Raw genomic sequence first — 25,637 nt, 5'->3', positions numbered from 1 at the left:
GGGATGTGGCGAAGCAGCTCCGGAATGATGTTTCTTCGCTCGCAGCTTCGGGACGGGGGGCGTGTTGCCCGCATCAGTGCACCCATATTTTTTTCTCAGTTATGCGCACACACCGAGATTCGGGGCCGGGGGGCCCGACCCCGACATGTGGGTGGAGCGCCTCTTCCGCGATCTCTGCGGCCACGTCATGGCGCTGACGGACCTGCCCGCCGGCGCCGAGGCCGGCTTCATGGACCGGGAGATACGCAGCGGCGAGGGCTGGTCGGAACGGCTCGGCGCGGCGCTCGCCACCTGCCGGGTCTTCGTCCCCCTGTTCTCGCCGCGGTACTTCGCCAGTGAGATGTGCGGGAAGGAGTGGTTCGCCTTCGCGCACCGCGCGATCCAGCACGGCGCGGCGAGCAACGAGCGCGCCGAGGCCATCGTGCCCGCGTTATGGGTGCCGGTCCCGCCCTCCCAACTGCCCGGCCCCGCCGAGCGGTTGCAGTTCAACCACAACACCTTCGGCGAGCGCTACGTCACCGACGGGCTGTACGGGCTGATCAAACTGCGCGGATACGCCGAGCAGTACGAGCGTGCCGTGTACGAACTGGCCCGGCGCATCGTCCGGGTCGCCGAGACCGTCCGTCTCGATCCCGTCCGCCCGATGGACTACCGGGTGGTGCCCAGTGCCTTCGGCCCCTCCGGCAGCGCCGGCGGCGGCCCCGCCCGCACCCTCCACGTGACCGTGGCGGCCGGCTCCCGGCACGATCTGCCGGACGGCCGGAGCCCGGAGTACTACGGGGAGAGCGCCCTGGACTGGAACCCGTACCACCCGGTGTCCCAGCGGCCGATCGCGTACGTCGCCGAAGACGTGATCAAGAACCTCAACTACCAGACCACCATGTCCTCCTTCGACGACGAGGCCGGTCACTTCGACAGCAAGCAGCCGCCGACCCGGCCGGAGATCCTGATCGTCGACCGCTGGGTGGTGGAGGACGAGCACCGCCGCCAGCGCCTGGCCGCCTTCGACCAGGAGTCCCGCCCGTGGATCAACGTGGTCGTGCCGTGGAACCGCTACGACCACCAGAGCCGGGCGAAGGAGGCCGAGCTGGCCCGGCGGCTGGAGGAGACCCTGCCCGTCAAGATGAGCCAGGGCCGGGCCGCCTGCCGGGCCGCCGCCAACGGCGTCGCCAACATGGAGACCCTCGGGCAGATCCTGCCCCAGGTGGTCGAGGCCGCCGCCCAGCAGTTCCTCAGACACGCCCAGGTCTACCTGCCGGCCGGCAACACCCACACCGAACGCCCGCGACTGATCGGGCCGATGGGGATGAGCGAGCCGCCCGCACCGCCGCCGGCTCCCTTCCCGCCCGACGCCTACGACGCGTACGACGCCCACATCGACGGCAACGACAGCAACGACACCGACCGGGGGGACGCGGATGACAGCGAGTCGTGACAGCAGGGACACCCGTGACGGACGCATCGTCACCTTCTACTCGTACAAGGGCGGCACGGGCCGCACCATGGCGCTCGCCAACACCGCCTGGATCCTCGCGGCCAACGGCAAGCGGGTCCTCGCCGTGGACTGGGACCTGGAGGCCCCGGGCCTGCACCGCTTCTTCCACCCCTTCCTGGACCCCTCCACGCTCGGGGCCACCACCGGGGTCATCGACCTGATCAGCGAATACGCCTGGGCCGCGACCAGCCCGGTGCAGCGCGCCGACGACTGGCACAAGGACTACGCGCGGATACAGCCGCACGCCGTCTCGCTCACCCCGGAGACCCTCGGCTGGGAATTCCCGGACGGCGGCACCCTGGACTTCGTCTCCGCGGGCCGGCAGAACCGCGAGTACTCCGCGACCGTCTCCACCTTCGACTGGGACAACTTCTACGACCGCCTCGGCGGCGGCCTCTTCTTCGACGCCTTACGCGCCGACATGAAGAAGAACTACGACTACGTCCTGATCGACAGCCGCACCGGGCTGTCCGACATCGCGGACATCTGCACCGTGCACCTCCCGGACGTCCTCGTCGACTGCTTCACCCTCTCCGACCAGTCCATCGACGGCGCCGCGTCCGTGGCCCGGCAGATCGACGAGCGGTTCAACGACCGCGGCATCAAGATCTACCCCGTCCCGATGCGCATCGACGAGGGCGAGAAGGAGAAGGCCGACGCGGGCCGGGCACTGGCCCGGATCAAGTTCGACCGCTTCCCGGGCGGCCTCGTCGGGGACGAGCTCACCTCCTACTGGGGCGCGGTGGAGATCCCGTACCGGCCCTACTACGCCTACGAGGAGACCCTGGCCACCTTCGGCGACGAGGCCGGGCTCACCAACTCCCTGCTCTCCGCCTTCGAGCGGCTCACCACCGTGGTCACCGAGGGCGAGATCACCTCCATGCCTGCCATCGGCGAGGAGGTCCGCCTGCGGATCAGGGACGCCTTCACCCGGCGCCGTCCGGCCCTGCCCGCCGACCTGTTCCTCTCCTACGTCGCCGAGAACCGGATGTGGGCCGACTGGATCGAGTCGGTGCTCACCCGGGCCGGCTTCCGGGTCGTGCCCAAGGACGTCTCCGCGGAGCGGGCCCCGGTGACCGCCGGCTCCGGGGACACCCTCGGCGGCGGCACGGGCATCAGCATCGACACCGCCGCCCGGACCGTGGTGCTGCTCTCCACGGCCTACCTGAAGTCCGCCCGGGCCGTGGACGTGTGGGAGCGGGCGGCCGCCGAGGACCCGACCGGGGGCCGGCGCCAGCTGGTCCCGCTGAGGGTGGGCGACGTACGGCTGTCCACGCCCTACATCGACCGCAACCCGGTGGACCTCTTCCGGCTCGACGAGGTGCACGCCACCACCGCCCTGTTGCGCGCGGTGGAGCGGCCCATGGCCCTGCCCGACAGCGTCAACAGCGCCTCCCAGCCCGGCCCCCGCTTCCCGGGGACGGTCCCGAAGATCTGGAACGCGCCGCCCCGCAACCCCGGGTTCACCGGGCGCAGCATCGTGCTGGAGCGGATGCGCGACCAGCTCGGCGGCGGCATGGCCGTGGTGCTGCCGCAGCCGCAGACCCTGTTCGGGCTCGGCGGCGTCGGCAAGACCCAGGTGGCACTGGAGTACGTACACCGGTTCATGGCCGACTACGACCTGGTGTGGTGGATCTCCTCGGAGCAGACCGACGACGTGGTCGCGGCCCTCGCCGAGCTGGCCGTACGCCTGGGCGCGCAGACCGGCGAGGACATGGCGGCCGCCTCCCAGGAGGCGATCGACCTGCTGCGGCGCGGGGTGCCCTCCTCGCGCTGGCTGCTCGTCTTCGACAACGCGGACGATCCTGAGACGCTGAAGCGGTTCTTCCCGCCGGGCGGTCCGGGCCACGTGCTGGTGACCTCCCGCAACCAGTCCTGGTCGCAGTACGGTGACGCGCTCCCGGTGGACGTCTTCCTGCGCGAGGAGTCCATCGAGCACCTCCAGCGCCGGGCCCCGGGGCTCAGCAAGGACGACGCCGAGCAGGTCGCGGTGGCGGTCGGCGACCTGCCGCTGGCGGTCGAGCAGGCGGGAGCCTGGATCGCGGAGACCGCGACCCCGGTGGCCGCGTACATCGAGCAGCTGGCCCAGCAGGCCGCGAGCGTGCTGGCCCTGAACCAGCCGCCCGGCTATCCGGAGCCGGTCGCCGCCACCTGGAACATCTCCATAGAGCGGCTGCAGTCCCGCTCCCCTGCCGCGGTCCGGCTGCTCCAGCTGTGCGCCTTCCTCGCGCCCGAGCCGATCTCCGCGAACCTGCTCTACAGCAAGGAGATGATCGACGCGCTCAAGCCCTACGACGCCTCGCTCCAGGAGAAACTGGTGCTCGGCCGGGTGATCCGGGAGATCGGCCGGTTCGCGCTGGCCAAGGTCGACCAGGTGAGCAACAGCATCCAGGTGCACCGGCTGGTGCAGGCGGTGATCCGGGCCCAGCTGACCGAGGAGGAGCAGCGGGAGGCCCGGCACGCCGTCCACCGGATCCTGGCCGGCGCCCGGCCGGACGACGACGAGCCGATCGACAACCCGGAGACCTGGCCGCGGTTCAACACCATCTGGTCGCACCTGACCCCGTCCGAGGCCCGGTACTGCAAGGAGCCGGAGACCCGCCGGCTGCTGATCGACCGCGTCCGCTACCTGTGGAAGCGCGGCGACTTCAAGGCCGCCTACCAGCTCGGCGAGGAACTGCGCGAAGCCTGGAAGGAGATGCTGGGCAACGACGACCTGCAGTACCTGTACCTGCGCTTCCACCTGTCGAACATCCTGCGTTCGCAGGGCCGGTTCGTGGAGGCGAAGGAGCTGGACGAGGTCACCCTGGAGCGCCAGCGGGCGGTGCTGGGTCCGTCGCATCCGCACACGTACATGACCATGAGCGGTCTCGCCAACACCCTGGGCGCGCTCGGCGACTACGCGCAGGCGATGGAGCTGGCGACCGACGCCCACGAGGGCTTCAGCCAGATCTTCCACGAGGCGCACCCGCGCACGCTGGCCGCCGCGAACAACCTGGCGCTGAACCTGCGGCTGGTCGGCCAGTACACCAGAGCCCGCGAGATCGACCAGGAGGTGCACGACCTGCGCACGGAGGTGCTGGGACCGGAGCACCCGTACACCCTGTCCTCCGCGCAGAACCTCGCCCGCGACCTGCGCGAGGTGGGCCGGTACGAGGACTCGGTGCAGTTGCTCAGCCGGACCTACGAGACCTACAAGCGGACGCTGGGGCGGGCCTTCCCCGGCACCCTGTCGGCCGCGAAGAACCTGGCGGTGTCGCTGCGCCGGGCGGGCCAGCTGGAGGACGCGCTCCGGCTGACCACGGCCACCCGGGCCCGTTACCGGGCCAAGTACACCTCGGTCAACCCGGACCTGCTGTCCTGCGAGCTGAACCTGGCCTCGGACCTCTTCGCGACCGGGGACCCGGGCGGGGCGCGGGACCTGGCGCAGGAGGTGGTGGACGAGTACATGAAGGTGCCGGGCGAGCGGCACCCGTACACCCTGGCGGCCGTCAACAACCTGGCGGTCTTCCACTGGGGCACGGGCGCGGCGGAGACGGCGGAGACGATGCTGCGGCAGACGATCCGGCTGATGCGGGACGTCCTCGGCGACAACCACCCGCACACGGTCTTCGCCCACCTCAACCTGGCCAACACCCGGGCTGACCTGGGCGATCCGGAGGGCGCCCTGGAGCTGGAGCGGCTCGCGGTGATGCGCCTGCGCGAGGCGCTCGGCGGGCACCATCCCGAGACACTGGCGGCCGGCTCCAACATGGCGGTCAGCCTGGACTCGCTGGGCCGCAAGGAGGAGGCGGCCCGGCTGCGGGCGGAGGCGGTGGCCGAGCTGACCCGGCTCCTCGGCGAGGACCACAGCCTGACCCGGTACGCCCGTGACGAGCGGCGGATCCACCGCGATCTGGAGCCTCTCGCCGTGTGATTCCACGGAGGGCGGCGGGGGCCCCGCGACCGCGGGCCTCCCGCCGCCCGCCACCCGACAGCAGGGGGGCGCTGTGACCGACAGCATGACTTTCCGAAACGAGGACCTGCCGGCCCTCTTCCACCACACCGACCAGGCGGCGATCTCCCGGCAGCGGGAGTCCACCCAGGCCACGCGCGCGCAGCTGGTGCTGCTCGTGGCCGCCGCGGGGGCCGCGGCCCTGCCCTCGGGGCCGAAGCTGGGCTCGCTGTACCTCTTCGGGCTGCTGAGCGTGCTCGCGTACGCGGGCGTGCTGGGCGTGGGCATGCGGGCGACCCGGCGCCGGGCCCGCCCGCAGTGGCAGCTCAACCGCAGCGCGGCGGAGTTCATCAAGTCCCTGGCCTGGCGTTACGCCGTGCACGGGGCGCCGTTCGGCAGCGAGGTCGCCACTCCCGAGGAGACGTACCGGACCCGGCTGGAGGCGGGCCTGGCCGAGCTGCGGAAGATGGGCTGGGACGATCCGCGGACCGCCGGGACGGTGCCGGAGGGCGGGGAGATCACCGGCGCGATGCAGCGGCTGCGCGGCATGGACTACCAGGTGCGGCGGGAGACGTACGTCCGGGACCGGCTGATCGAGCAGCGCAACTGGTACCGGCGGCGGACGGAGGTGTCCCGGCGGGCGACGAGCCTGTGGTCGTGGACGATCGTGCTGCTGACCTGCCTGGCCCTGCTGTTCGCCCTGCTGGGGTCGTTCGGGTCCGGGCCGGGGCCGAGGCTGACGGCGCTGCTGAGCGCGGCGGCGGCGGCCGGTATCGCCTGGAACGAGGTGCGCCGCCATCATCCGCTGATCGAGGCGCACACCCTGATCGAGCAGGACCTGGCGGCGATGATGGTCGTGATGCAGACGACGATCACCGAGTCCCAGTGGCCTTCGTCGGTGTACGAGACCGAGCGGTATGTCTCCCCGCAGCACACCGACTGGCTCGCCCGGCACAGCAGTTGAGACCGGTGGGGGGCGTGGCTCAGTCCCTGGACACGCCCTCGCACCAGATGACGGTGACCGGCTTGCCGAGCGCCCGCGCGTAGGCGACGATCTCGCCGGTGCCGCCGTGCCCGCGGGCGGGCTGTCCGTCCCAGACGGCGACGAGGCGGTCGCAGGAGTCGGCGATGTAGGTGCCGGCGGCGTAGTAGGCCTCGTCCGTGGAGCGGGCGAAGTCCATCCGGATCTCCTGCGTGGCACGGCGCTTGAGCCACCGGTAGCGGGCCAGGGCCTCGGCGCCCTCGAAGCCGTCCTCGTAGTCGCCGCTGGGGATCACCACGGTCAGTCCCGCGCCGCATTCGAGCGCGATGGCGGCGAACAGCTGGTCCGCCCCCTCGGCGAGACTGGAGAACGCCTCCAACGGCCCTTCGTGGCCGCCCAGTACGGCGCGCAGGCCGTTCTCCACATGGCCGAGCACCGCATCCGGAAGGGACCGGTGTCCGGTCACGCCGATTCGTTTCATGCAGAAACCTGCCTCCCCCGGCGGACACGCACCCCTGGACATCCTCCCAGAAGGCGGGAGGACGTCCAGGGGTGCGACGGGGGCGCGTGAGGCACCGTCAGTAGACGCTGACCCCGTAGGCGTTGAGGGCCTCGACCACGGGCTGGAAGAAGGTCGTGCCGCCCGAGGAGCAGTTCCCGCTGCCGCCGGAGGTGAGGCCGACGGCGCGGGTGCCCGAGTAGAGCGGGCCGCCGCTGTCGCCGGGCTCGGCGCAGACGTTGGTGCGGATCATGCCGTAGACGATGTCGCCGCCGCCGTAGTTCACGGTGGCGTTGAGGCCGGTGACCCGGCCGCTGTGGATGCCGGTGGTGGAGCCGCGCCGGGTCACGGACATGTTGACCGTGGCGTTCACGGCGCTGGTGATGTCCTGGCTGCCGACGGTCCCCGGGGGCACCGGCGTGTTGCTCGCGTACTTGATGAGGCCGTAGTCGTTGGTGGGGAAGCTGGAGCCGGTGGTGCTGCCGAGCACGTTGGTGCGGGCGGAGTTGGTCCACCACGTGCCCGCGCCGTCGGTGCAGTGGCCGGCGGTCAGGGCGTAGTAGTTGCTGCCGCTGCGCACGTTGAAGCCCAGCGAGCAGCGCCAGCTGCCGGCGTAGATCGCGTCGCCGCCGGAGGCCAGCTTGGTGAGCTTGCCGGGGGTGCGCTCGATGCGCAGCGCCCCCGCGTCCGCTCCGGCCTCGCGCTTGATTCTGTCGATGGCGGCGGCGGAGACGGTGGAGTCGGCGGTGACCACGAGGGTTCCGGTGGCGGGGTCGGTGTGCCAGGCGGTGCCTCCGACGTTGGCGCGCAGCACGGATGCGCTGGCCGACGCGAGCCGGTCGGCGCTGAAGCCGCCGCCGTCCCGGGGGTCCGCGGTCGCCGCCGTGGGGACGGCGAACGCTGCGGCGGCGGCCAGGCCGGTGGCCGCCGCGAGCAGCCTGGTACGGGTCATGCGCTTGATCCTCACTTCTCGTCCTCCTGGAGAGGGTCGGGGGCCCGGCGGACGTGGGGGTGCCTGGGCCCGTGAGGCGCAGCCGGGGGCACGGCGGGCGCATGAACTTTGGCCGTGCCCCTGACAAGCGCTGTCGGGAGTGTCCTGTCGTCGGATACCGGTCGCAAGAGCGGCTTTCAGCCTCCGCTCGCCCGCCGCCACCGCGAACGGCAGCGTGTTCCCGGGCGGCGGAAACGGACGGACGAGGTGGTCCGCGAAGGCGCAGGGGGGCAGCAGAGATCGGTTGAAATCCGCGGTGATCGCCCCGCCCGCGTCCGGTATGCCGGGCCGGAGGAAGCAGAAACGGAAGGGGAAGGTCAGTTCCCCGCCGAGGCCGAGTCCGCGGGCCCGCCCGTCGGCGTTCTCCACCTGGACGCTCCGGTCCTCGGTGTAGGGCCGCAACCGCCCGCTCGGCGCGAAAGCGGGGTCGTACGGGGTGGTCACGACGCCGGCGAAGGCCCGGCGGGCCTCGGCGGCGGGGCCGAAGGCGCGTACCGCCCACTCCCCTTCGCGGCGGATCACCACGATCCGCACCTCGCCGGCGGAGAGCCGGGATCGGGCGGGCGGGGCCTCGTCGGCGGCCGGTACGGCGTCGCCCTCCCCCAGGTTCCGTCCGGGGGGACCCCCGGGCTCGCCGTCGAGGCGGAGGCCGTCCTCGGCGGTGGCGGTGAGCGCCACACCGCCGCCGGTCGTACGCCAGCGCCCCGGAACGGCCGGAATTCGACCTTCCGGGTAATCGGCGAGCCTGGGGGTCCCCCGGACGGAGTCTGGGGGAGGGTGGCCGTCAGCGCGAGGGGGGCGTAGAGGGCGGACACGGCCGCGGCCCTACGCTCGCGCCATGTCCGCCGGGCGGCCTGCGGATCGTCTGCGTCGTCGCTCATCCCGCTCACCCCTTCCACGCGGGTCCGGACGGGAATCCCCTCGTACGCCGTCCGGACCTGTGAAACCTGAAAGAGCCTCAGCAGTCGCAGCCGCAGCAGTCACAGCTGCAGCAGCCGTCGCCACCGCCGCTCCCGCTCCCGCCACCGCCGCCAGAGCCGTTGGTTCCGTTGCAGCAGTCGCAGCAGTCACAGGCGTCGCACCACGGATCACGCTTCTTCCGGGACCACGGGCCCTCGTGCTCGGTGCAGCACATCTGGCAGGTGCAGAAGAGCCCGAGGGCGACCGCGCAGCCGGCGAGCAGTCCGCGACGCGGCCGCTGCGGCGGCGGCGCACCGCCAAATCCACCCGGGCCGGTGGGCGGCATCCCGGGGCCGCCCGCTCCACCGCCGTACGGGCTCCCGCCGTACGGGTTCTCGCCGTACGGGTTCCCGCCGTACGGGCTCCCGCCCTGGCCGCCGTACGGCCGGCCCCCGTAGGGGTCGCCGCCCTGCCCGGCGGAGGCGGTCGCCGTGTGGGCGCAGCTGCCGGTCCCGAAGGCCCGGTCCACGGAGGTGCGCAGCTCGTGGACGAGCAGCCGGTGGGCGAGCCCCGCGTCCGCGAACTCCGCCTCGCCCAGCGCGAGCCGGATCCCGTGCAGGGCGTCGTCGCAGAGCCGGCGCGCCTCGGCGAGCGAGGTCCCGGTGGCGGTGAGCGGGTTCCAGGCGCCCGCCGCGGCGTCGGCGCCCTGGTCCTCCACGGCGTCCAGCAGGTGCGCGAGCCGGCCGAAGTACCGGCCCGCCTCGGCCAGCGCGGAGGCGTTGCCTGGACGTCCGGCCAGCTGCGCGGTATGGGCGAAGGCGGCGGCCGTCGCGGTCTCCGTCGGCTCGGTCACCACGAGCACGGACGTGCCGTGGCCCGCCAGCGCCTCGATGCCCGTCTGCCGGTCCACGGCCTCCACGAGCACCGCCGTGTCGAAGCCGAGCGAGGCCCCGGTGCGGGCGCCGGCCCTGTCCCAGCCGCGGGCCACCCTGCGCGCGGCCGCGGCCATGGGTGCGCGGGCCAACAGCCCGTCCCGGTCCGCCACGTGGTCGCGCACCTTCGCGGAGGCGAGGACGAGCGAGACGGCGGCGGCGAGCCGCGCACCCTCGCCCTTGGCGACCGAGGCGGTGCGCATCCCGCGCATGGGGCAGGGCCCCGCGGTGCGCCGGGCGCCGGGCGCGGGCCCCGACTGAGCCTCCGTCAGGACGGAGACGAGCAAGCCGTCGTAGTTGGTGACGATCCGGGCGAACTGACCGTGGTCTCCCCGAAGTGCCAGACACAGCCCGCACAGATGGGCCATCCACTCCGCTTTGAACCGCTCCCCCAGCCGGTGCGTGCAAGGTCTGACGATGCCGAACAAGCTTCTGCCCCCGTGTGTCGTACGCGTTTCCCGCCGGGCATCGTAACGAGCCGAGTCGTTCACTCGAACGTCCCCATCGCTCACCCGCACGGCGGCAGTGGTCGTATTTTCACTCAGTCAGCAGTGGTAGCCACCAGGACCCTTGACCGTGCAACGGATGTTCTGCACCAGTACCGTCACGAAACCTCTGCGCGGCGGCTATCCACTTGGCGCGTTGTCAGCATCATGGACGAGCATAGGGGCAGCGGAGAGAAGACAGACTGACCGCGGTGAAAGGAGGCAGTCCATGGGTTCGGTGCGCAAGGCGAGTGCCTGGCTGGGTCTCGTGGAGGACAGCGACGACGAGCGCTACTACGACGACGACTACGCGGAGGCCCCCCAGGGTTCGGTGGCCGGCCCCGGCGAGCAGTGGGTCACCGACCCGCGGGTGCGGGTCGCCTCCGAGTCGGCCGTGGAGCACGGGCGCCGGATCGCGACGGTCACCCCGGACGGCTTCCGTGACGCGCGCGGCATCGGAGAGCTGTTCCGCGACGGGGTCCCGGTGATCGTGAACCTGTCGTCGATGGACCCGGGCGACGCGAAGCGCGTGGTCGACTTCGCGGCCGGACTGACGTTCGGGCTGCGCGGTTCGATCGAGCGGGTGGCGACCAGGGTCTTCCTGCTGACCCCGGCCGACACCCAGATCGTGAGCGGCGAGCCCGGCGGCCGCTCGCGCGACTTCTTCAACCAGAGCTGAGCAGGGCCCTCACCGGAAGGCGTCGAGACCGGTGAGCGCCTTGCCCAGCACCAGCTGGTGCATCTCGACGGTGCCCTCGTAGGTGAGGACCGACTCGAGGTTCGTGGCGTGCCGCATCACCGGGTATTCGAGCGAGATCCCGTTGGCACCGAGGATGGTCCGCGCGGTACGGCAGATGTCGATGGCCTCGCGGACGTTGTTGAGCTTGCCGAAGCTGATCTGCTCCGGCCTGAGGGTGCCCGCGTCCATCCGCCGGCCCAGGTGGTGGGCGAGCAGGATGCCCTTGTGGAGTTCGAGGGCCATGTCGGCCAGTTTGGCCTGGGTGAGCTGGAAGCCGCCGATCGGCTTGCCGAACTGCTCCCGCGTCCGCGCGTAGTCGAGCGCCGCCTCGAAACTGGCCCGCGCCGCGCCCATGGACCCCCAGATGATCCCGTACCGCGCGTGGCTGAGACAGCCGAGCGGCCCCTTGAGCCCGGTCACTCCCGGCAGCACCGCATCCGCGGGCAGCCGTACGTCGTCCATGACCAGCTCACTCGTCACGGACGCCCGCAGGGACCACTTGTGCTTGATCTCCGGCGCGGAGAACCCCGCGGTGTCCGTCGGGACGGCGAACCCGCGGATCCCCTCGTCGGTCTGCGCCCACACCACGGCCACGGCGGCCACCGACCCGTTGGTGATCCACATCTTGCGGCCGTTCAGCACCCAGTCCGTGCCGTCGCGCTTGGCGTACGTCCGCATCGCGGCCGGGTCCGAACCCACATCGGGCTCGGTCAGCCCGAAGCAGCCGATCAACTCCCCCGCGGCCATCCCGGGCAGCCAGCGCTGCTTCTGCTCCTCGGAGCCGTACTTCCAGATCGCGTACATGGCGAGCGAGCCCTGCACCGACACGAGCGAGCGGATCCCGGAGTCGGCGGCCTCCAGCTCCAGGCAGGCGAGGCCGTACTGCACGGCGCCGGCGCCCGCGCACCCGTAGCCCTGGAGGGACATCCCGAGCGCCCCGATGGCACCGAGCTCCCGGGCCAGCTCCCGGATCCCGGGCAGCTCACCGTCCTCGTACCACTGGGCGATGTGCGGCAGCACCCGTTCGGCGGCCCACCTGCGAACGGTGTCCCGGACGGCGAGGTCCTCGGGCCCGAGGAGCTCGTCGAGCCCGAGCGGATCATGGGGCAGGAACGCGGACACGGGGCCTCCCGGCGGCCTGAATACCGAACCTGGCAACGCAAGTTTTTGCGCCCGGCCGACGCTATTAGCCCCCGCCGCCCAAATCCAGCCCCGATCGGCCCCGCAGGCCAATCCCACCCCCGCCGCACCACTCCAGCCCCGCCGCACCACTCCAGCCCCGCCGGCGTTTGAGGCGCGGGGGCTCGGGGGCAGCGCCCCCGCCACGGCGATCAGCCCGCGTGCTCCACCGACGCCGGCGCCGGCGCAGCCGCCCCGCACGGCTCACCCTTGGCCTGCGCGGGCAACCGCACAGCACCCTCCGCCGCCTCACCCTCGGCGGCCCCGCACTCCATCGCCCGCGGCAGCCTCAACGCCATCACGGCCCCCGCGAGCAGCAGCCCCGCGCTCACCACGAGAGTGACGTGCAGCCCGTGCACGAACGACTGCCGCGCCGCCGCGTACAGCGAGGCCCCGGCCGGCCCCCCGAGGTGCGCGGCGATCTGGTACGCCTCGCCGAGCGAGTTCGCCGCGCCCGCCGAATCCGCCGCGGAGACCCCCGGCACCCCCACCAGCCCCGGCCGGTACGCCGCGTTCATCACGCTGCCCAGCAGCGCGATGCCGATGCCCGCGCCCAGCTGGTACGAGGTCTCGCCGATCGAGGCCGCGCCGCCCGCGGTGGCCGCCGGGGCCTCGCTCAGCATCGACTCGTACGCGGCGAACAGCGTGGTCTGCAGTCCGAAGCCGAGCAGGATGAAGCCGACGGTCAGCAGCAGCGGCCGGTCCTGCTGGCCCATCAGCGTCAGCAGCAGCACGGCGAAGGCCGTCAGCAGGAAGCCGAGCGAGACCATCGTGCGCGGCCCGACCCGGCCCAGCGTGTACGACCCGGTGGCGCCCGCGGCCATGGCGGCGAAGGTCAGCGGCAGCAGCCGCAGGCCCGTGTCCAGCGGGCTGAGCTCCAGTACCAGCTGGAGGTACTGGACGGCGATCAGCTCCAGGCCGACCAGGGCCAGCATGGCGAGCACGATGCAGGCCACCGAGGTGGAGAAGGCGGCGCGGGAGAACATCCGCATGTCGATCAGGGGGTGCGTGCGCCGCTTCTGGCGCCGTACGAAGAGGACGAGCAGCACCGCGCCGAGCAGCAGCGGGACCACGGCCTGCGCGTCGAGGAGCTGGCGTTCGGCGCCGAGCCGCTTGATGCCGATCACCGAGCCGAGTACGCCGGCGGCGGCCATCAGCGCACCGAGCACGTCCCACGGCCCGTCCGCGGCGCCGCGCGACTCGGGCAGCAGCCAGCGTCCGAGCGGCAGGATCAGCGCCATCAGCGGGATGTTGATGAGGAAGACCGAGCCCCACCAGAAGTGCTGGACGAGGAAGCCGCCGAGCACCGGCCCGCTCGCGGCGCCGACCGCGGCGACGGCGGTCCAGATGCCGATGGCCAGTGCCCGCTCGCGCCGGTCGGGGAAGACCTGGCGCAGGATCGACAGGGTGGCGGGCATGATCATCGCGCCGCCGATGCCGAGCAGGGCGCGCGCGGCGATGAGGACCTGGGCGTTGTCGGCGAGGGCCGCTATCGCGGAGGCGACGCCGAAGAGTCCGTAGCCGAGGAGGAGGACGCGCCGGCGGCCGACCCGGTCACCGAGGGTGCCGAAGAGGATGAGCAGCGAGGCGCAGACCAGCGGGTAGGCGTCGACGATCCAGAGGAGTTCGATCGGGCCGGGGCGCAGGTCCTCGGTGACGGAGGGGACGGCGACGTGCAGGATGGTCGCGTCGAGTGCGACGAGGACCAGGCTGACGCAGAGGACCGCCAGGACGACCCAGCGGTTGGCTCCGCCGGAGGCCGCGCTGATCCGCTGCCAGGGGGAAGGGGTCCTGGCCCCGGCCGCGTTCGTCCCCGACATGCATGTACCTCCCAGGTGATCCCTCGCGCTCGGCGGACCAGCGTCTTGTGGAGCCACGGGGGGTGGTGCGCTGTGCGGCGTCCAACGGGGTCCGGCATCGACACGCGAGTGAACGGTCAGCGTACGCGAGTTCGTGCGTCCGACACGTGGCCAAGCTCTCATCACGGCGACGGCCCAGGTGTGGCGTGTGCCACTCGCCCCTCCCCCGGTCCTCCCCCGCGTACACGCCCGCTCACGGCCCGTGGTCCCCGGGCCCGGGCAGGGCCGGCGCCACCGATAATCATGCCCGTGAAAGATCTTGGATTGCGCCGGGCCGCGCCCGCCCTGGCCGTCTTCGCGGCGGTCCGGCTGCTGGGGCTGACCGTGCTCGCGGTGTGGGGCGCGGCGGCCGGCAGCAGCCCGCACACGCTGCTGTCGGCCCGCTGGGACTCGCTCTGGTACGCCCGCATCGCCGCGGAGGGGTACGGGTACGAGGTGGTCCTCCCGAACGGGGACGTCCACTCGAACCTGGCGTTCTTCCCGCTGCTGCCGTGGCTGGAGCGGCTGGTGTCGGCGGCGACCGGACTGTCGTACGGCTCCGCCGGCCTGGTGGTGTCGGCGGTCGCGGGCCTCGCCGCGGCCTGGGGGATCTTCGCCGTGGCCGATCTGCTGTACGGCCGCCGGGCCGGGGTGTTCGCGGTCGGGGTCTGGGCGGCGCTGCCCGTCGGGATCGTGCAGTCGATGGCGTACAGCGAGTCGCTGTTCACGGCGCTGGCCGCCTGGGCGCTGTACGGGGCCCTGCGCGGCCGGTGGCTGACGGCGGCGCTGCTCGCGGCGGGTGCGGGGCTGACCCGCCCGGTCGGCGCGGCGGTGGTCGCGGCGGTGTGGGTGGCGGCCGTCCTGGCGTGGCGGCGCGGGGAGCGGTCGTGGCGGATGGCCGCGGGGGCGCTGCTCGCTCCGGCGGGCGCGGCGGCGTACGTGCTGTGGGTGGGCGCGCGCACCGGCAGCGGTCTGCTCGGGTACCTGGACGTGCAGGGCGGCTGGGGCAACGGCTTCGACGGCGGCTGGGCCTTCGCCCGGTTCGTCGGCGCGAAGCTGGCCTCGTCCGCGTTCCCGGCCGGTGTGGGACTGATCGCGGGGGTGGTGCTGGTGCTGTGGCTGTACGCGACGTGCGTGCGGCAGCGGCAGCCGGCGCCGCTGCTCGTGTACTGCGGGATCGTCGTGGCGCTGGCGCTGTGCGCGTCCGGCTACTTCGGCTCCAAGCCCCGTCTGTTGCTGCCCGCCTTCCCGCTGCTGCTGCCGCCGGCGCTGGCCCTGGCGGGGTGGCGGACCCGGCGGGCGGCCCTGGTGCTGGGCGTGGCGGCGCTGATCTCGGCGGTCTACGGGGCGTTCTGGCTGAACGGCTCGGGACCTCCATAGAGCCCCCACATAACGGAATGAATCGTTCCCATCCATCTTTCAGCAAAAGAAATGATCTGCGGCAATAAAGTTCGGGTAAGTGACTGAAACAATTGCCGGGGAAGTGGATCACCCGGCTTCCAACCACTGCCGAAATACCGCGAATTAAGCTCCGCGTGAGACCAACTCCACATCACATGGTCATCACAAAGCCCGCGATTCGCCCGGGCTGAGCAGCGGCGCGCGGTAACGTCGATTGAGTGCGTACCGACCAAATCCTGACCCGTCTGGAGCGGGTGTTCGCCCGGCTGGACCGGGAACCAGAGCGACCGGCTCATCTGCAAACCCCGCAGATGAGCCGGCACCGCGTCGTACTCCTGGGATCGACCCTCGTCTTCTATCTCGCAATCGTCGTGGCCGTACTGACCACTTCGTGGCTGGTCCGCCTGGACTGGCAGATCATGTTCTTCCGGCCCTACGAACAGTGGCCGCAGGTACACGCCTTCCTCGACTACCTCGTCGTGCTCGGCCAGCGCGGACCCACCGCGGTCATGGTCGCCGCCTGGCTCGGCTGGCGCTGCTGGCGCCAGCACACGCTCCGGCCGCTGATCACCCTCGGCGTGGCGCTGCTCCTGCTCAACGTCACCGTGGGGTCGGTCAAGCTCGGCCTCGGCCGGCTCGGCCCGCACTACGCCACGGAGATCGGATCCGCCGAACTCTTCGCGGGCGGCGATATATTTCCTTCGGGCCACACCGCCAACGCCGTCGTGACCTGGGGGATCCTGGCCTATCTGGCCTCCACCGTGGTCACCCGGCGGGTGCTGTCCGTGGTGTCCGCGGTCGTCTCCCTGAGCGTCGGCGCCACCACCGTGTACCTCGGCACCCACTGGGTCAGTGACGTCCTGCTCGGCTGGTCCGCGGGTCTGCTGATCCTGCTGGCCCTGCCGTGGTTCGAGCCGCTCATCGCCCGCGCCGAGGCCTACGTCTTCGACCTGCGCGAGCTGCTGCGCCGTCGCGCCGAGACCGGACGGATGCCCGCGCCGGTCGTCTCCGCGCTCACTCCGCTGCTCTCCGCGGGCGGCAAGTGGCAGCTGCGGCGCGCCGACGGAGCCGTCGAGGAGCCGGTTCCGGTCCCCGCCCCGGCCCCTGCCGGCACGGCGCACTCCCCGACCCCCCGGCCCGCCGCCCACCCGGCCGTCGGCCGGCCGCACCTGATCCGCTCCGAGCGGACCCCGGTCACCCCGGTCGGCAGCCGCCGCCCGGCGCACACCGAACGGGCCACCGCCCGGGGGGCCGCGGCCCGCCCGATCGCCGGCGGCTGACGGACCCACCGCGGGGCGGTACGCACCACCTCACCCCGCGGCACGAAGGCGGGCCCGGTCTCACCGACCGGGCCCGCCTTCGTCGTCCGTCAGCGTCGCGCCCGGACGTTCGTCCGTCCCGGGTCACGCTTGTGTCACAGAATATCTACAACCGCAAATCCTTATCCGACGCGCGACACGCCCGACGTGCAAGGACTTTGGAATTCACGCCGATCGGCCCGGAATTCCCTTCGGAGATTGCCACGGCCCGCATGGACCAGACCAGCTGAATCCCCCTCAGGTCCGCTACATTTCCTTCACTTCTCCGGTCTCCAGGGCCCGCCCCAGGAGATCCCGCGCGGTCCTGACCCGATCCGTCAGCTCCGGCGGCTCGACCACTTCGAACTCACAGCCGAGCAGCATGGTGTGAATCACGAGAACGTCGAGGTTCGCCGCCCCGGTGCGCAGCAGACAGCTCTGCCCGTCCACCGGTTCGAGCACTCCGTCGCTCGGCCCGATGATCCGTCCCGCCTCCTGCGCCGAAACCTTCAGCCGCACCACCGCCCGGGCCGCGTACACCCGCTGCGACACACCCTGGGAGACGTACGCGGCGAGGTCCTCGGCGGGCGGCGGGCGCGGGGTGAACCGTGGTCCGTGCGGCGGTCTGGGCTCGATCCGGTCGGCGCGGAAGGTCCGCCACGCGTCCCGGTCCACGTCCCACGCGACCAGGTACCAGCGCCGCTCGGTGCACACCAGCCGGTGCGGCTCGACGGTGCGGCGGCTGACGTTGCCCTCGTGGTCCCGGTAGTCGAAGCGCAGCCGCTCGCCGTCGCGGCAGACGGAGGCCAGCTCGGTCAGCACCGAGGCGTCCACCGTGGACCGCTCGGCCCCCCGCAGCATCGGCACGGTGAACTCGTTGAGCGCGGACACCCGGCGGCGCAGTCGTGAGGGCAGCACCTGCTCCAGCTTCGCGAGGGCGCGCACGGAGGCCTCGCCGATCCCCTCGACCCCGTTCCCGGCGGCGGTCCGCAGCCCGACCGCGACGGCCACGGCCTCGTCGTCGTCCAGCAGCAGCGGCGGCAGCTCGGCCCCCGCCCCCAGTTGGTAGCCGCCGCCGGTCCCGGGGCTGGCGTTCACCGGGTACCCCAGCTCCCGCAACCGGTCCACGTCGCGGCGGACCGTACGTGCGGTGACCCCGAGGCGCTCCGCGAGATCGGCCCCGGTCCATTCGCGGTGGGCCTGCAACAGGGACAGCAGGCGCAGCAGTCGTGCGGAGGTGTCGAGCATCCCCCGAGTCTGCCAGCGGGGTCCGGCGGCGCGGAGCCGGGCGGGAGCGGGCCGGGCGGCCGGGTGTCAGCAGGGCGGCGCCGGCGCGTCGTGGCCGCTGAGGTCGATCAGCCCGCACAGGCTCTTCAGCGACACCTTCCAGACCCCGTCGTCGAGCACCGCGACCCCCTTGCTGTCCTCCAGCGCCGGGGCGCCGCCGACCAGCAGGTCGTACGTCACCTTGGCCTCGGTGGGCGAGGTGAAGGTGATGTCCGAGATCTCCACCGCGGTGTCGGGGCTGTCGGGATCGGTCCCGAAGAGGCCCAGCAGCATCGCGATCATCTCACCGTGCTGCAGCAGGTCGGCCTTCTCTTTGACGGGGGTCTCCGGGTCGAAGAAGGCGGCCCAGTTCTTCTCGATCTGTTTCCTGGCGGCCTCGGGGTCCGCCGGGCCGTCCACGGTGGGAACACCGGGCACGGCGGGGGCCACGGCCGCGGGCGGGCCCGGGACGCCCTGCCCGCCCGCCCCGGCGGCCCAGGACCGCCCCGCCGCGGCCGGTACGGCCAGCAGGACCGCGGCCAGCGCGCAGGCCGCGGCACGTGGGTGTCTGCTGTGGACCATCTGGCTCACCACCGGAGTCCTCGCGAGCCGTTCGGCTCGGTGTTTCCAGGGTCAGCGCCCGCACGGCATCCCGCAACGCGCGCACGGGCCCGTGGCCGGGCCGGACGGTGACCTGCGGGCCCCCGCCGTCAGCGGCGGGGGGACGGAGCGGCCGGGGCCGGAGTGGCCGGGGCCTGAGCCGGAGCCGGAGCCTTGGCGGGCGGCGGCGCCGGCACGGCGGGAGACGAGGGCCCCGGCCCGGCGGGCACCGCCGGAACCACCGGCTCAGGCCTCGGGTACGAGTCCGGCTCCGGCTCTGGCTCGGGCTTCGGCTTCGGCTCGGGCTTCGGCTCCGGCTCCGGCTCCGGCTTCGGCTTCGGCTTCGGCTTCGGCTTCGGCTCCGGCTCCGGCTCGGGCTTCGGCTCGGGCTTCGGCTCGGGCTTCGGCTTCGGCTCCGGCTCCGGCTCCGGCTGCGGCTCCGGCTCCGGCTGTGACTCTGGGACCGTCAGCAGCATGCCCACCGCGATGGCCTCCGGCCGCGCCCCGATCAGCTCCCGGTTCGCCTCGTACAGCGCCCGCCACCCGCCCCGCACCCGGTGCTTGCGCGCGATCGACACCAGCGTGTCCCCGGCCCGCACCGCGTGCATCCGCCCCGCCAGCCCGTACCGCTTCGAGCACACCGGCCAGGCGTTCCACCCCTGCGAGCCGAGGAGGTCCTCCGCGACCCGGATCTGCTGTCCGCGGGTCGCGAGGTCGGCCCGCCGGGCGAACGCCAGCCCCCCGTGCTCCTCCCAGGTCGGCTGCCGGAACTGCAGCCCCCCGTAGAACCCGTTGCCGGTGTTGACCGCCCACCGCCCGCCGCTCTCGCAGTCGGCCACGCAGTCCCAGGGCCACTCCCCGCCCGGCCCGCAGTCACCCGGCCCGCTGCCGATCACCCCGGGCGAGCCGGGGTGCGCCGCGCCCGCCGGTCCGGCCGCGGGCGGTGGCGGTGGCGGAGCCGCGGCCGCGGGGCCGCAGGGAAGTACGAGCACCAGCACGGCGGCAGCGGCCACGCCGACGGCGGCCCGGCGGATCCGGAGGTTGGGCATCGGGTCACGCTACGCAGCCCCCCACGGCCCCCTCCGGCCCGCCGCGCGGCGGGTCACCGCACCCCACCCGGTCGGCCGACCCGCCACCCCTGCGTCAAACGGCCATACCCGGCCGCCAACTGAGCACAACCAGAAAACAGTTGGCACGAAAACAACACTCCGATCAGACGGTTCACTCTTCCGGGGGCCCGGTTCGATTCCGTTCCCTCAAATGGCGTGACCCCGGCCACCGCTCCCCCGTTGAGCCCGGCGAGCCGGGAGTCCCCCGGCCCCGCACCTATGCCGAGGAGCCACCCCGTGCCGCGCATGCTCGACGTCAGTGATGAGGTACGTGCCGAGATCGGTGACGAAGAAGCCGACAGGCTGCTCGTCGGCGAGGACGCGCCGCGCAGTTACGACTGCACTTCCTGCCGCACCCCCGGCGACCCCGAGAACGACCCCACCAGCACGGTGCTGTTCGTCGGCGAGGAGACCGCCGTCCTCGCCTTCGCCCATGCCACCTGCATCCCCTCGCAGGTCGTCTCCGTCTCCGAGGAGCAGCTCCAGGGCGCCGTCCGCAGCATCACCGGCGACAGCCCGGCGCCCGGCGCCAACGGCGGCGCCCCGCAGAACGTGCCCGGCGGCCAGGCCGTCCTCGGCATCACCAGCGGCCTGATCCTCATCGGCGGCGAGCTGCACCCCGCCCTGGTCGTCGAGCCGACCGCGCCGATCGCCCGCCCGGGCAGCGACGGCCCCGGCGACGACTTCCTGCCGCTCCTCATCGAGCAGGGCTTCATCCCGGTCACCGACACCGCCGAGCTGCCCACCGTCCTGGGCGGCTGGTCGGTCCTGCTCGCCGGCGGCCAGCTGCACGCCGTGCTGCAGCCGGGCACCGAGGGCGGCGGGCAGGTCGCCTGGTGGCAGGCGCACCAGGCGCTGTCGGTCACCGACGGCTGGCGCACCGCCGTGCAGAAGACCCAGCGCGTGCTCATCTACGCCGCCCCGGTCGGCTCCATCGGCCAGCAGCCCCGCGAGGACCTGCTGCGCGACGCGCTCGACAAGGCCGCCGCCGCGGGCAAGCTCGTGGCCGCCGCGATGCCCCTGGCGGGTGCGCCCGGGGTCTGATCCAGCGGGTTACCGGAACGGCCGCCAGCCCCCGGCGAGGGGGCCCGGTGGCGTGCGCCGGGGGTGTGCGGTCCGTCCCGCGCACCCCCGGCGATCTGCGTTTCCTCCCCCGTCACCCCGCATCCGCAAGCCGTCGGTTTCGTTGGCTGATACGTGCATTCATACGACTCCTCCCGCGCCCCGTCCTATCCGCGCCCCGTCCCCGCGATGCGCCCCGCACGCGATCGGGACAGCGCTCCGGCCGTCTCGCATACCCCGATCTACGACACGCTGTACTCCGAGTACCTGCGTGCCTTCCGGGCACTGCCCGGCGACCGTACGGGCGAAGAGGACCTCGGGTTCACGGCCTTCTCCTACGGGGGCGGGTACGCCGGCGGCGGCAGCTCGTACGGCAGCGGCTGGAACGGTTCGGCATGGCAGCGGACCGACGACTGGCAGCCCTCGTACACCCCGCAGCCACAGCCACAGCCGGCCTACTCGTACGCGGGCAGCCCCGGATACGCCGGCGGGCGGCAGCACCAGACCGGGATGACGCACGTCCCGGCGGCCCTGCCGCCCGCTCCGCGCCGGGGCTACTGACCCCGGACAGCTCTTCCGCGTTCCGCTGCTTCGCCGCTACTTCTTCTTCTTGTGCTGGGCGCCGCGCTTCTCGCGCACCCGCACCGAGATGTGGATCGGGGTGCCCTCGAAGCCGAACTCCTCGCGCAGGCGGCGCTCGATGAAGCGCCGGTAGCCGTGCTCCAGGAAGCCGGAGGCGAAGAGGACGAACCGCGGCGGCTTGCTCCCCGCCTGGGTACCGAACAGGATGCGGGGCTGCTTGCCGCCGCGGATCGGGTGCGGGTGGGCGGCGACGACCTCACCGAGGAAGGCGTTCAGCCGGCCGGTGGGGACGCGCGTCTCCCAGCCCGCGAGGGCGGTCTCGATCGCCGGGACCAGCTTCTCCATGTGGCGGCCGGTGAGCGCCGAGACGTTCACCCGGGGCGCCCAGGCGACCTGCTGCATCTCGGTCTCGATCTCGCGCTCGAGGTAGTAGCGGCGCTCCTCGTCGAGCTCGTCCCACTTGTTGTAGGCGATGACGATCGCGCGGCCGGCCTCGACGGCCATGGTGATGATGCGCTGGTCCTGGACGCTGATGGTCTCGGTGGTGTCGATCAGGATCACCGCGACCTCCGCCTTCTCGACGGCGGCGGCCGTGCGCAGCGAGGCGTAGTAGTCGGCGCCCTGCTGGAGGTGGACCTTCTTGCGGATGCCGGCGGTGTCGACGAACTTCCAGGTGATGCCGCCGAGCTCGATCAGCTCGTCGACCGGGTCGCGGGTGGTGCCGGCCAGCTCGTTGACGACGACGCGGTCCTCCTTCGCCACCTTGTTCAGGAGCGAGGACTTGCCGACGTTCGGGCGGCCGATCAGCGCGATGCGGCGCGGGCCGCCGAGGGCGGCGCCGCCGAAGGTCTGCGCGGGCGCCTCGGGCAGGGCCTCCAGGACGGCGTCGAGCATGTCGCCGGTGCCGCGGCCGTGCAGCGAGGAGACCGGGTGCGGCATACCGAGGCCGAGCGACCACAGGGAGGCCGCGTCGGCCTCGCCGCTCTGGCCGTCGACCTTGTTGGCGCACAGGACGACGGGCTTGCCCGCCTTGCGCAGCAGGCGTACGACGGCCTCGTCGGTGTCGGTGGCGCCGACCTTGGAGTCGACGACGAAGACGACCGCGTCGGCGGCCTCGATGGCGTATTCGGCCTGGGCGGCGACGGAGGCGTCGATGCCGAGGACGTCCTGCTCCCAGCCACCGGTGTCGACGACCTTGAAGCGCCGGCCGGCCCATTCGGCCTCGTACGTGACGCGGTCGCGGGTGACGCCGGGCTTGTCCTCGACGACCGCCTCGCGGCGGCCGATGATCCGGTTCACCAGGGTCGACTTGCCGACGTTCGGGCGGCCCACGACGGCGAGGACGGGCAGCGGGCCGTGGCCCGCCTCCTCGATGGCGCCTTCGACGTCCTCGATGTCGAAGCCCTCTTCCGCGGCGAGCTCCATGAACTCCGCGTACTCGGCATCGCCAAGTGCTCCGTGGTCGTGCTGGTCGTTCATGAAGTCCGTTCCTCGTCGTTCGTGGTGGTCGGTGGCACCCGCGCAGCGCGGTTCCACTACTAGGTCAAGTCTCGCTCAGCGCCCGGTGAGGCGCTTGGCGTCGGCCAGGTGGGCGGTCAGCCGGTCCTGGATGCGTGTGGTGGCCTGGTCCAGCGCGGTACGGGTACGTCGGCCCGTGCCGTCGCCGGCGTCGAAGGCGGAGCCGAAGACGACGTCGACCCGGCTCTTGAAGGGCGGCAGCCCCGGGATCAGCTTTCCGCGGTTCTCGCCGCTGCCCAGGACGGCCACGGGCACGATGGGCGCTCCGCTGCGGACCGCGAAGTACGCGAGGCCGGCGCGCAGCGAGGCGAAGTCCCCTTCGCCGCGGGTGCCCTCGGGGAAGATCCCCAGGGCCCCTCCGTTGTCGAGCACCTTCAGGGCGCGGCCTATCGCCGTCCGGTCGGTGCCGGTGCGGTCGACCTTGACCTGCCCGATCCCGTCGAGGAAGGGGCCGAGGGGGCCGACGTACGCTTCCTTCTTGATCAGGAAGTGCAGGGGCCGCGGTGCGGTGCCCATGACCATCGGGCCGTCGATGTTGTGCGAGTGGTTCACGGCGAGGATCACGGGGCCGGAGGCGGGCACCTTCCAGGCGCCCAGCACGCGCGGCTTCCACAGCCCGTACATGAGCCCGATGCCGATGCGCCTGCCGACCGCCGCACCCGTGAGGGAGGGCGATTCACTCACTTGCGGCCCGCCCGCTTCTCTTCCACCAGGGTCACGACGCATTCGATCACCTGGTCGAGCGTGAGCTCGGTGGTGTCCACCTCGACGGCGTCGTCGGCCTTGGCCAGCGGGGAGGTCTTGCGGCCGGAGTCGGCCGCGTCGCGCTTGATCAGCGCCTCCTTGGTGGCCGCCAGGTCGGTGGCCTCCTTGCCGCGGAGCTCGCCGCTGCGCCGGGCGGCGCGCGCCTCGGCGGAGGCGGTCAGGAAGACCTTGAGGTCGGCGTCGGGCAGCACGGTGGTGCCGATGTCCCGGCCCTCGACGACGATCCCCTCGGCCTCCATCGCCGCCGCGGCGGCGATGGAGCGCTGGAGCTCGGTGATCAGGGTGCGCACCTCGGGGACGGCGCTGACGGCGCTGACCTTGGAGGTGACCTCCTGGGTACGGATGGGGCCGGCGGCGTCCAGGCCGTCCACCGTGATGGTGGGGGCGCCCGGGTCGGTGCCGGAGACGATGGCGGGCTTGCCCGCGGCGACGGCGATGGCCTGCGGGTCGTCGGTGTCGACGCCGTTGGTGATCATCCACCAGGTGATGGCCCGGTACTGGGCACCGGTGTCCAGGTAGCGCAGCCCGAGCTTGGCGGCCACGGCCTTGGAGGTGCTGGACTTGCCCGTGCCGGAGGGACCGTCGATGGCGACGATCACGGCGGACGGAGCTGCGGTTTCCACGGTGCGGGCACCTTCCTGGTTGCGCGTACGTGTCCGGGCGCGGCAAAACGCCCCTCCCCAAGGTTACCGGCCCCCGGCGGCTCCCGGCCCCGCCTTGTCTTCCGGCCGGGAACACCTCCGGCCGGCCGTGCAGGTGCAGGCTCGCCCGGGGCCGGGGGCGGAGCCCCCCGGCCCGGACGGCGCGGCTACTGCTGGCGCAGCGCCCAGCCCCGTTCCCGCAGCTCGGCCGTCAGGCCGGCCACCGCCCGCGGCTCCACCATCAGCTGCACGAGGCCCGCCTGCTGCCCCGTCGCGTGCTCGATCCGCACGTCCTCGATGTTGACCCCGGCCCGCCCCGCGTCGGCGAAGATCCGCGCCAGCTCGCCCGGCTGGTCGCTGATGAGCACGGCCACCGTCTCGTAGACCGTCGGCGCCGCACCGTGCTTGCCCGGCACCCGCACCCGGCCCGCGTTCCCGCGCCGCAGTACGTCCTCGATGCCCGCCGCGCCGCCGCGCCGCTTCTCCACGTCGGCCGACTGGAGGCCCCGCAGCGCCTCCACGGTCTCCTCCAGGTCGGCCGCGATCCCGGCGAGGACGTCGGCCACCGGCCCCGGGTTGGCCGAGAGGATCTCCACCCACATCCGCGGGTCGGAGGCCGCGATCCGGGTCACGTCCCTTATCCCCTGCCCGCACAGCCGGACCGCCGTCTCGTCGGCCTCCTCCAGCCGGGCCGCGACCATGCTGGAGACCAGCTGCGGGGTGTGCGAGACGAGCGCCACCGCCCGGTCGTGCGCGTCCGCGTCCATCACCACGGGGACGGCCCGGCACAACGCCACCAGCTCCAGCGCGAGGTTCAGCACCTCGTGTTCGGTGTCCCGGGTCGGGGTCAGCACCCACGGGCGGCCCTCGAAGAGGTCCGCGGTGGCCGCGAGCGGTCCCGACTGCTCCTTGCCCGCCATCGGGTGCGTGCCGATGTAGGCGGTGACGTCGACGCCGAGCGCCGCCAGCTCCCGCCGCGGCCCGCCCTTGACGCTGGCCACGTCCACGTAGGCCCGCGCCGCCTTGCGTCCGATCAGGTCGGCCAGCGTCGCCGCCACGTGGGCCGGCGGTACGGCGACGATCGCGAGGTCGACCTGCCCCTCGGGGGCCTGGTCGGTGCCGGCTCCGAGGGCGGCGGCCGTCCGGGCCCGGTCCGGGTCGTGGTCGGCGAGGTGCACGGTGATCCCGCGCGCCGACAGGGCGAGCGCCGCGGAGGTGCCGATCAGTCCGGTTCCGATGACGACGGCGGTTCTCACGGGCGCTCCAGGGTTGCGTACGGCACGGTGACGGGACTGCCCGGCCAGGGTAGCCAGAGCGGACGCACGAGGGCGGGGGGGGGGGGGGGGGGGGGGGGGGGGGGGGGGGGGGGGGGGGGGGGGGGGGGGGGGGGGGGGGGGGGGGGGGGGGGGGGGGGGGGGGGG

At 72.8% G+C, this 25,637-nt stretch carries 19 protein-coding genes and 2 pseudogenes; 8 read left to right on the top strand and 13 right to left on the bottom strand.

The window, feature by feature from the left end; translation table 11 throughout:
- Positions 1–61 precede the first annotated feature (61 nt).
- The 3 genes from ACZ4VT_RS26090 (at position 62) to ACZ4VT_RS26080 (ending at position 6,393) form a co-directional block, all read left to right on the top strand.
- A complete protein-coding gene (locus ACZ4VT_RS26090) occupies positions 62–1,435 on the top strand; it encodes a TIR-like protein FxsC (RefSeq protein WP_467953136.1) in 1,374 nt (457 codons plus the stop codon).
- Complete coding sequence (fxsT, locus tag ACZ4VT_RS26085) at positions 1,419–5,411, top strand: FxSxx-COOH system tetratricopeptide repeat protein (protein ID WP_362814857.1); 3,993 nt, start codon at positions 1,419–1,421, stop codon at positions 5,409–5,411. The genes ACZ4VT_RS26090 and fxsT overlap by 17 nt, the downstream gene beginning before the upstream one ends.
- A gap of 85 nt (positions 5,412–5,496) precedes the next feature.
- Complete coding sequence (locus ACZ4VT_RS26080) at positions 5,497–6,393, top strand: DUF4231 domain-containing protein (RefSeq protein WP_467953134.1); 897 nt, start codon at positions 5,497–5,499, stop codon at positions 6,391–6,393.
- A gap of 19 nt (positions 6,394–6,412) precedes the next feature.
- Here ACZ4VT_RS26080 and ACZ4VT_RS26075 read toward each other — a convergent pair whose 3' ends face one another.
- The 4 genes and pseudogenes from ACZ4VT_RS26075 to ACZ4VT_RS26060 all read right to left on the bottom strand — a co-directional run bounded on the left by ACZ4VT_RS26075 (position 6,413) and on the right by ACZ4VT_RS26060 (position 10,161).
- Positions 6,413–6,892, bottom strand: a complete 480-nt coding sequence (locus tag ACZ4VT_RS26075; protein ID WP_467953132.1) for a hypothetical protein — start codon at positions 6,890–6,892, stop codon at positions 6,413–6,415.
- Positions 6,893–6,989: 97 nt separating this feature from the next.
- Entirely contained in the window at positions 6,990–7,877 is an 888-nt protein-coding gene (locus tag ACZ4VT_RS26070) for a S1 family peptidase (RefSeq protein ID WP_467953251.1), read from the bottom strand.
- 228 nt (positions 7,878–8,105) lie between these two features.
- A pseudogene (locus ACZ4VT_RS26065) lies at positions 8,106–8,270 on the bottom strand (DUF1684 domain-containing protein); the annotation flags it as partial.
- 589 nt (positions 8,271–8,859) lie between these two features.
- Positions 8,860–10,161, bottom strand: a complete 1,302-nt coding sequence (locus ACZ4VT_RS26060; RefSeq protein ID WP_467953130.1) for a DUF5685 family protein — start codon at positions 10,159–10,161, stop codon at positions 8,860–8,862.
- Positions 10,162–10,447: 286 nt separating this feature from the next.
- Between ACZ4VT_RS26060 and ACZ4VT_RS26055 the strand changes: the two genes are divergently transcribed.
- On the top strand, positions 10,448–10,897 hold the full coding sequence (locus ACZ4VT_RS26055; RefSeq protein WP_351294569.1) for a cell division protein SepF: 450 nt from the start codon (positions 10,448–10,450) through the stop codon (positions 10,895–10,897).
- A 9-nt stretch (positions 10,898–10,906) separates the two neighbouring features.
- On the opposite strand, the gene ACZ4VT_RS26050 is transcribed toward ACZ4VT_RS26055, so the two are convergent.
- Both ACZ4VT_RS26050 and ACZ4VT_RS26045 read right to left on the bottom strand, forming a co-directional pair.
- Positions 10,907–12,079 (bottom strand): acyl-CoA dehydrogenase family protein, encoded by a 1,173-nt coding sequence (locus ACZ4VT_RS26050; protein WP_467953128.1) that lies wholly within the window; start codon positions 12,077–12,079, stop codon positions 10,907–10,909.
- A gap of 209 nt (positions 12,080–12,288) precedes the next feature.
- Positions 12,289–13,956 carry an MFS transporter gene (locus ACZ4VT_RS26045; RefSeq protein WP_467953126.1) on the bottom strand — a complete coding sequence of 556 codons (1,668 nt, stop codon included), beginning with the start codon at positions 13,954–13,956 and terminating at the stop codon, positions 12,289–12,291.
- A 282-nt stretch (positions 13,957–14,238) separates the two neighbouring features.
- On the opposite strand from ACZ4VT_RS26045, the gene ACZ4VT_RS26040 reads away from it, so the two are divergent.
- Both ACZ4VT_RS26040 and ACZ4VT_RS26035 read left to right on the top strand, forming a co-directional pair.
- Positions 14,239–15,354: a hypothetical protein gene (locus ACZ4VT_RS26040; RefSeq protein ID WP_467953125.1), complete on the top strand. Its 1,116-nt coding sequence runs from the start codon at positions 14,239–14,241 to the stop codon at positions 15,352–15,354.
- Between the two features lie 239 nt (positions 15,355–15,593).
- Positions 15,594–16,655: a phosphatase PAP2 family protein gene (locus ACZ4VT_RS26035; RefSeq protein ID WP_467953124.1), complete on the top strand. Its 1,062-nt coding sequence runs from the start codon at positions 15,594–15,596 to the stop codon at positions 16,653–16,655.
- 312 nt (positions 16,656–16,967) lie between these two features.
- On the opposite strand, the pseudogene ACZ4VT_RS26030 reads toward ACZ4VT_RS26035, so the two are convergent.
- The 3 genes and pseudogenes from ACZ4VT_RS26030 to ACZ4VT_RS26020 form a co-directional block, all read right to left on the bottom strand.
- Positions 16,968–17,921, bottom strand: a pseudogene (locus ACZ4VT_RS26030) (helix-turn-helix transcriptional regulator); the annotation flags it as partial.
- Positions 17,922–17,987: 66 nt separating this feature from the next.
- Entirely contained in the window at positions 17,988–18,521 is a 534-nt protein-coding gene (locus tag ACZ4VT_RS26025) for an MTB12 C-terminal domain-containing protein (RefSeq protein WP_467953250.1), read from the bottom strand.
- Positions 18,522–18,649: 128 nt separating this feature from the next.
- The gene (locus ACZ4VT_RS26020; RefSeq protein ID WP_467953122.1) at positions 18,650–19,588 is read right to left on the bottom strand and encodes a transglycosylase family protein; all 939 of its coding nucleotides are present in this window, start codon (positions 19,586–19,588) and stop codon (positions 18,650–18,652) included.
- Positions 19,589–19,885: 297 nt separating this feature from the next.
- Between ACZ4VT_RS26020 and ACZ4VT_RS26015 the strand changes: the two genes are divergently transcribed.
- Entirely contained in the window at positions 19,886–20,692 is an 807-nt protein-coding gene (locus ACZ4VT_RS26015) for a hypothetical protein (protein WP_467953121.1), read from the top strand.
- A 153-nt stretch (positions 20,693–20,845) separates the two neighbouring features.
- A complete protein-coding gene (locus ACZ4VT_RS26010; protein WP_467953119.1) occupies positions 20,846–21,271 on the top strand; it encodes a hypothetical protein in 426 nt (141 codons plus the stop codon).
- A 36-nt stretch (positions 21,272–21,307) separates the two neighbouring features.
- On the opposite strand, the gene der is transcribed toward ACZ4VT_RS26010, so the two are convergent.
- From der to ACZ4VT_RS25990, 4 genes are all read right to left on the bottom strand, one after another.
- A complete protein-coding gene (gene der / locus ACZ4VT_RS26005; RefSeq protein WP_362810356.1) occupies positions 21,308–22,771 on the bottom strand; it encodes a ribosome biogenesis GTPase Der in 1,464 nt (487 codons plus the stop codon).
- Between the two features lie 75 nt (positions 22,772–22,846).
- Positions 22,847–23,536 carry a lysophospholipid acyltransferase family protein gene (locus tag ACZ4VT_RS26000; RefSeq protein ID WP_467953117.1) on the bottom strand — a complete coding sequence of 230 codons (690 nt, stop codon included), beginning with the start codon at positions 23,534–23,536 and terminating at the stop codon, positions 22,847–22,849.
- Complete coding sequence (gene cmk, locus ACZ4VT_RS25995) at positions 23,491–24,198, bottom strand: (d)CMP kinase (RefSeq protein WP_467953115.1); 708 nt, start codon at positions 24,196–24,198, stop codon at positions 23,491–23,493. The genes ACZ4VT_RS26000 and cmk overlap by 46 nt, the downstream gene beginning before the upstream one ends.
- A gap of 185 nt (positions 24,199–24,383) precedes the next feature.
- Positions 24,384–25,472 (bottom strand): prephenate dehydrogenase, encoded by a 1,089-nt coding sequence (locus ACZ4VT_RS25990; RefSeq protein WP_467953113.1) that lies wholly within the window; start codon positions 25,470–25,472, stop codon positions 24,384–24,386.
- Positions 25,473–25,637 lie beyond the last annotated feature (165 nt).

It is taken from the genome of Streptomyces sp. NPDC029164 (assembly GCF_055563995.1).
This window is presented reverse-complemented; position numbering and strand designations above follow the sequence as displayed.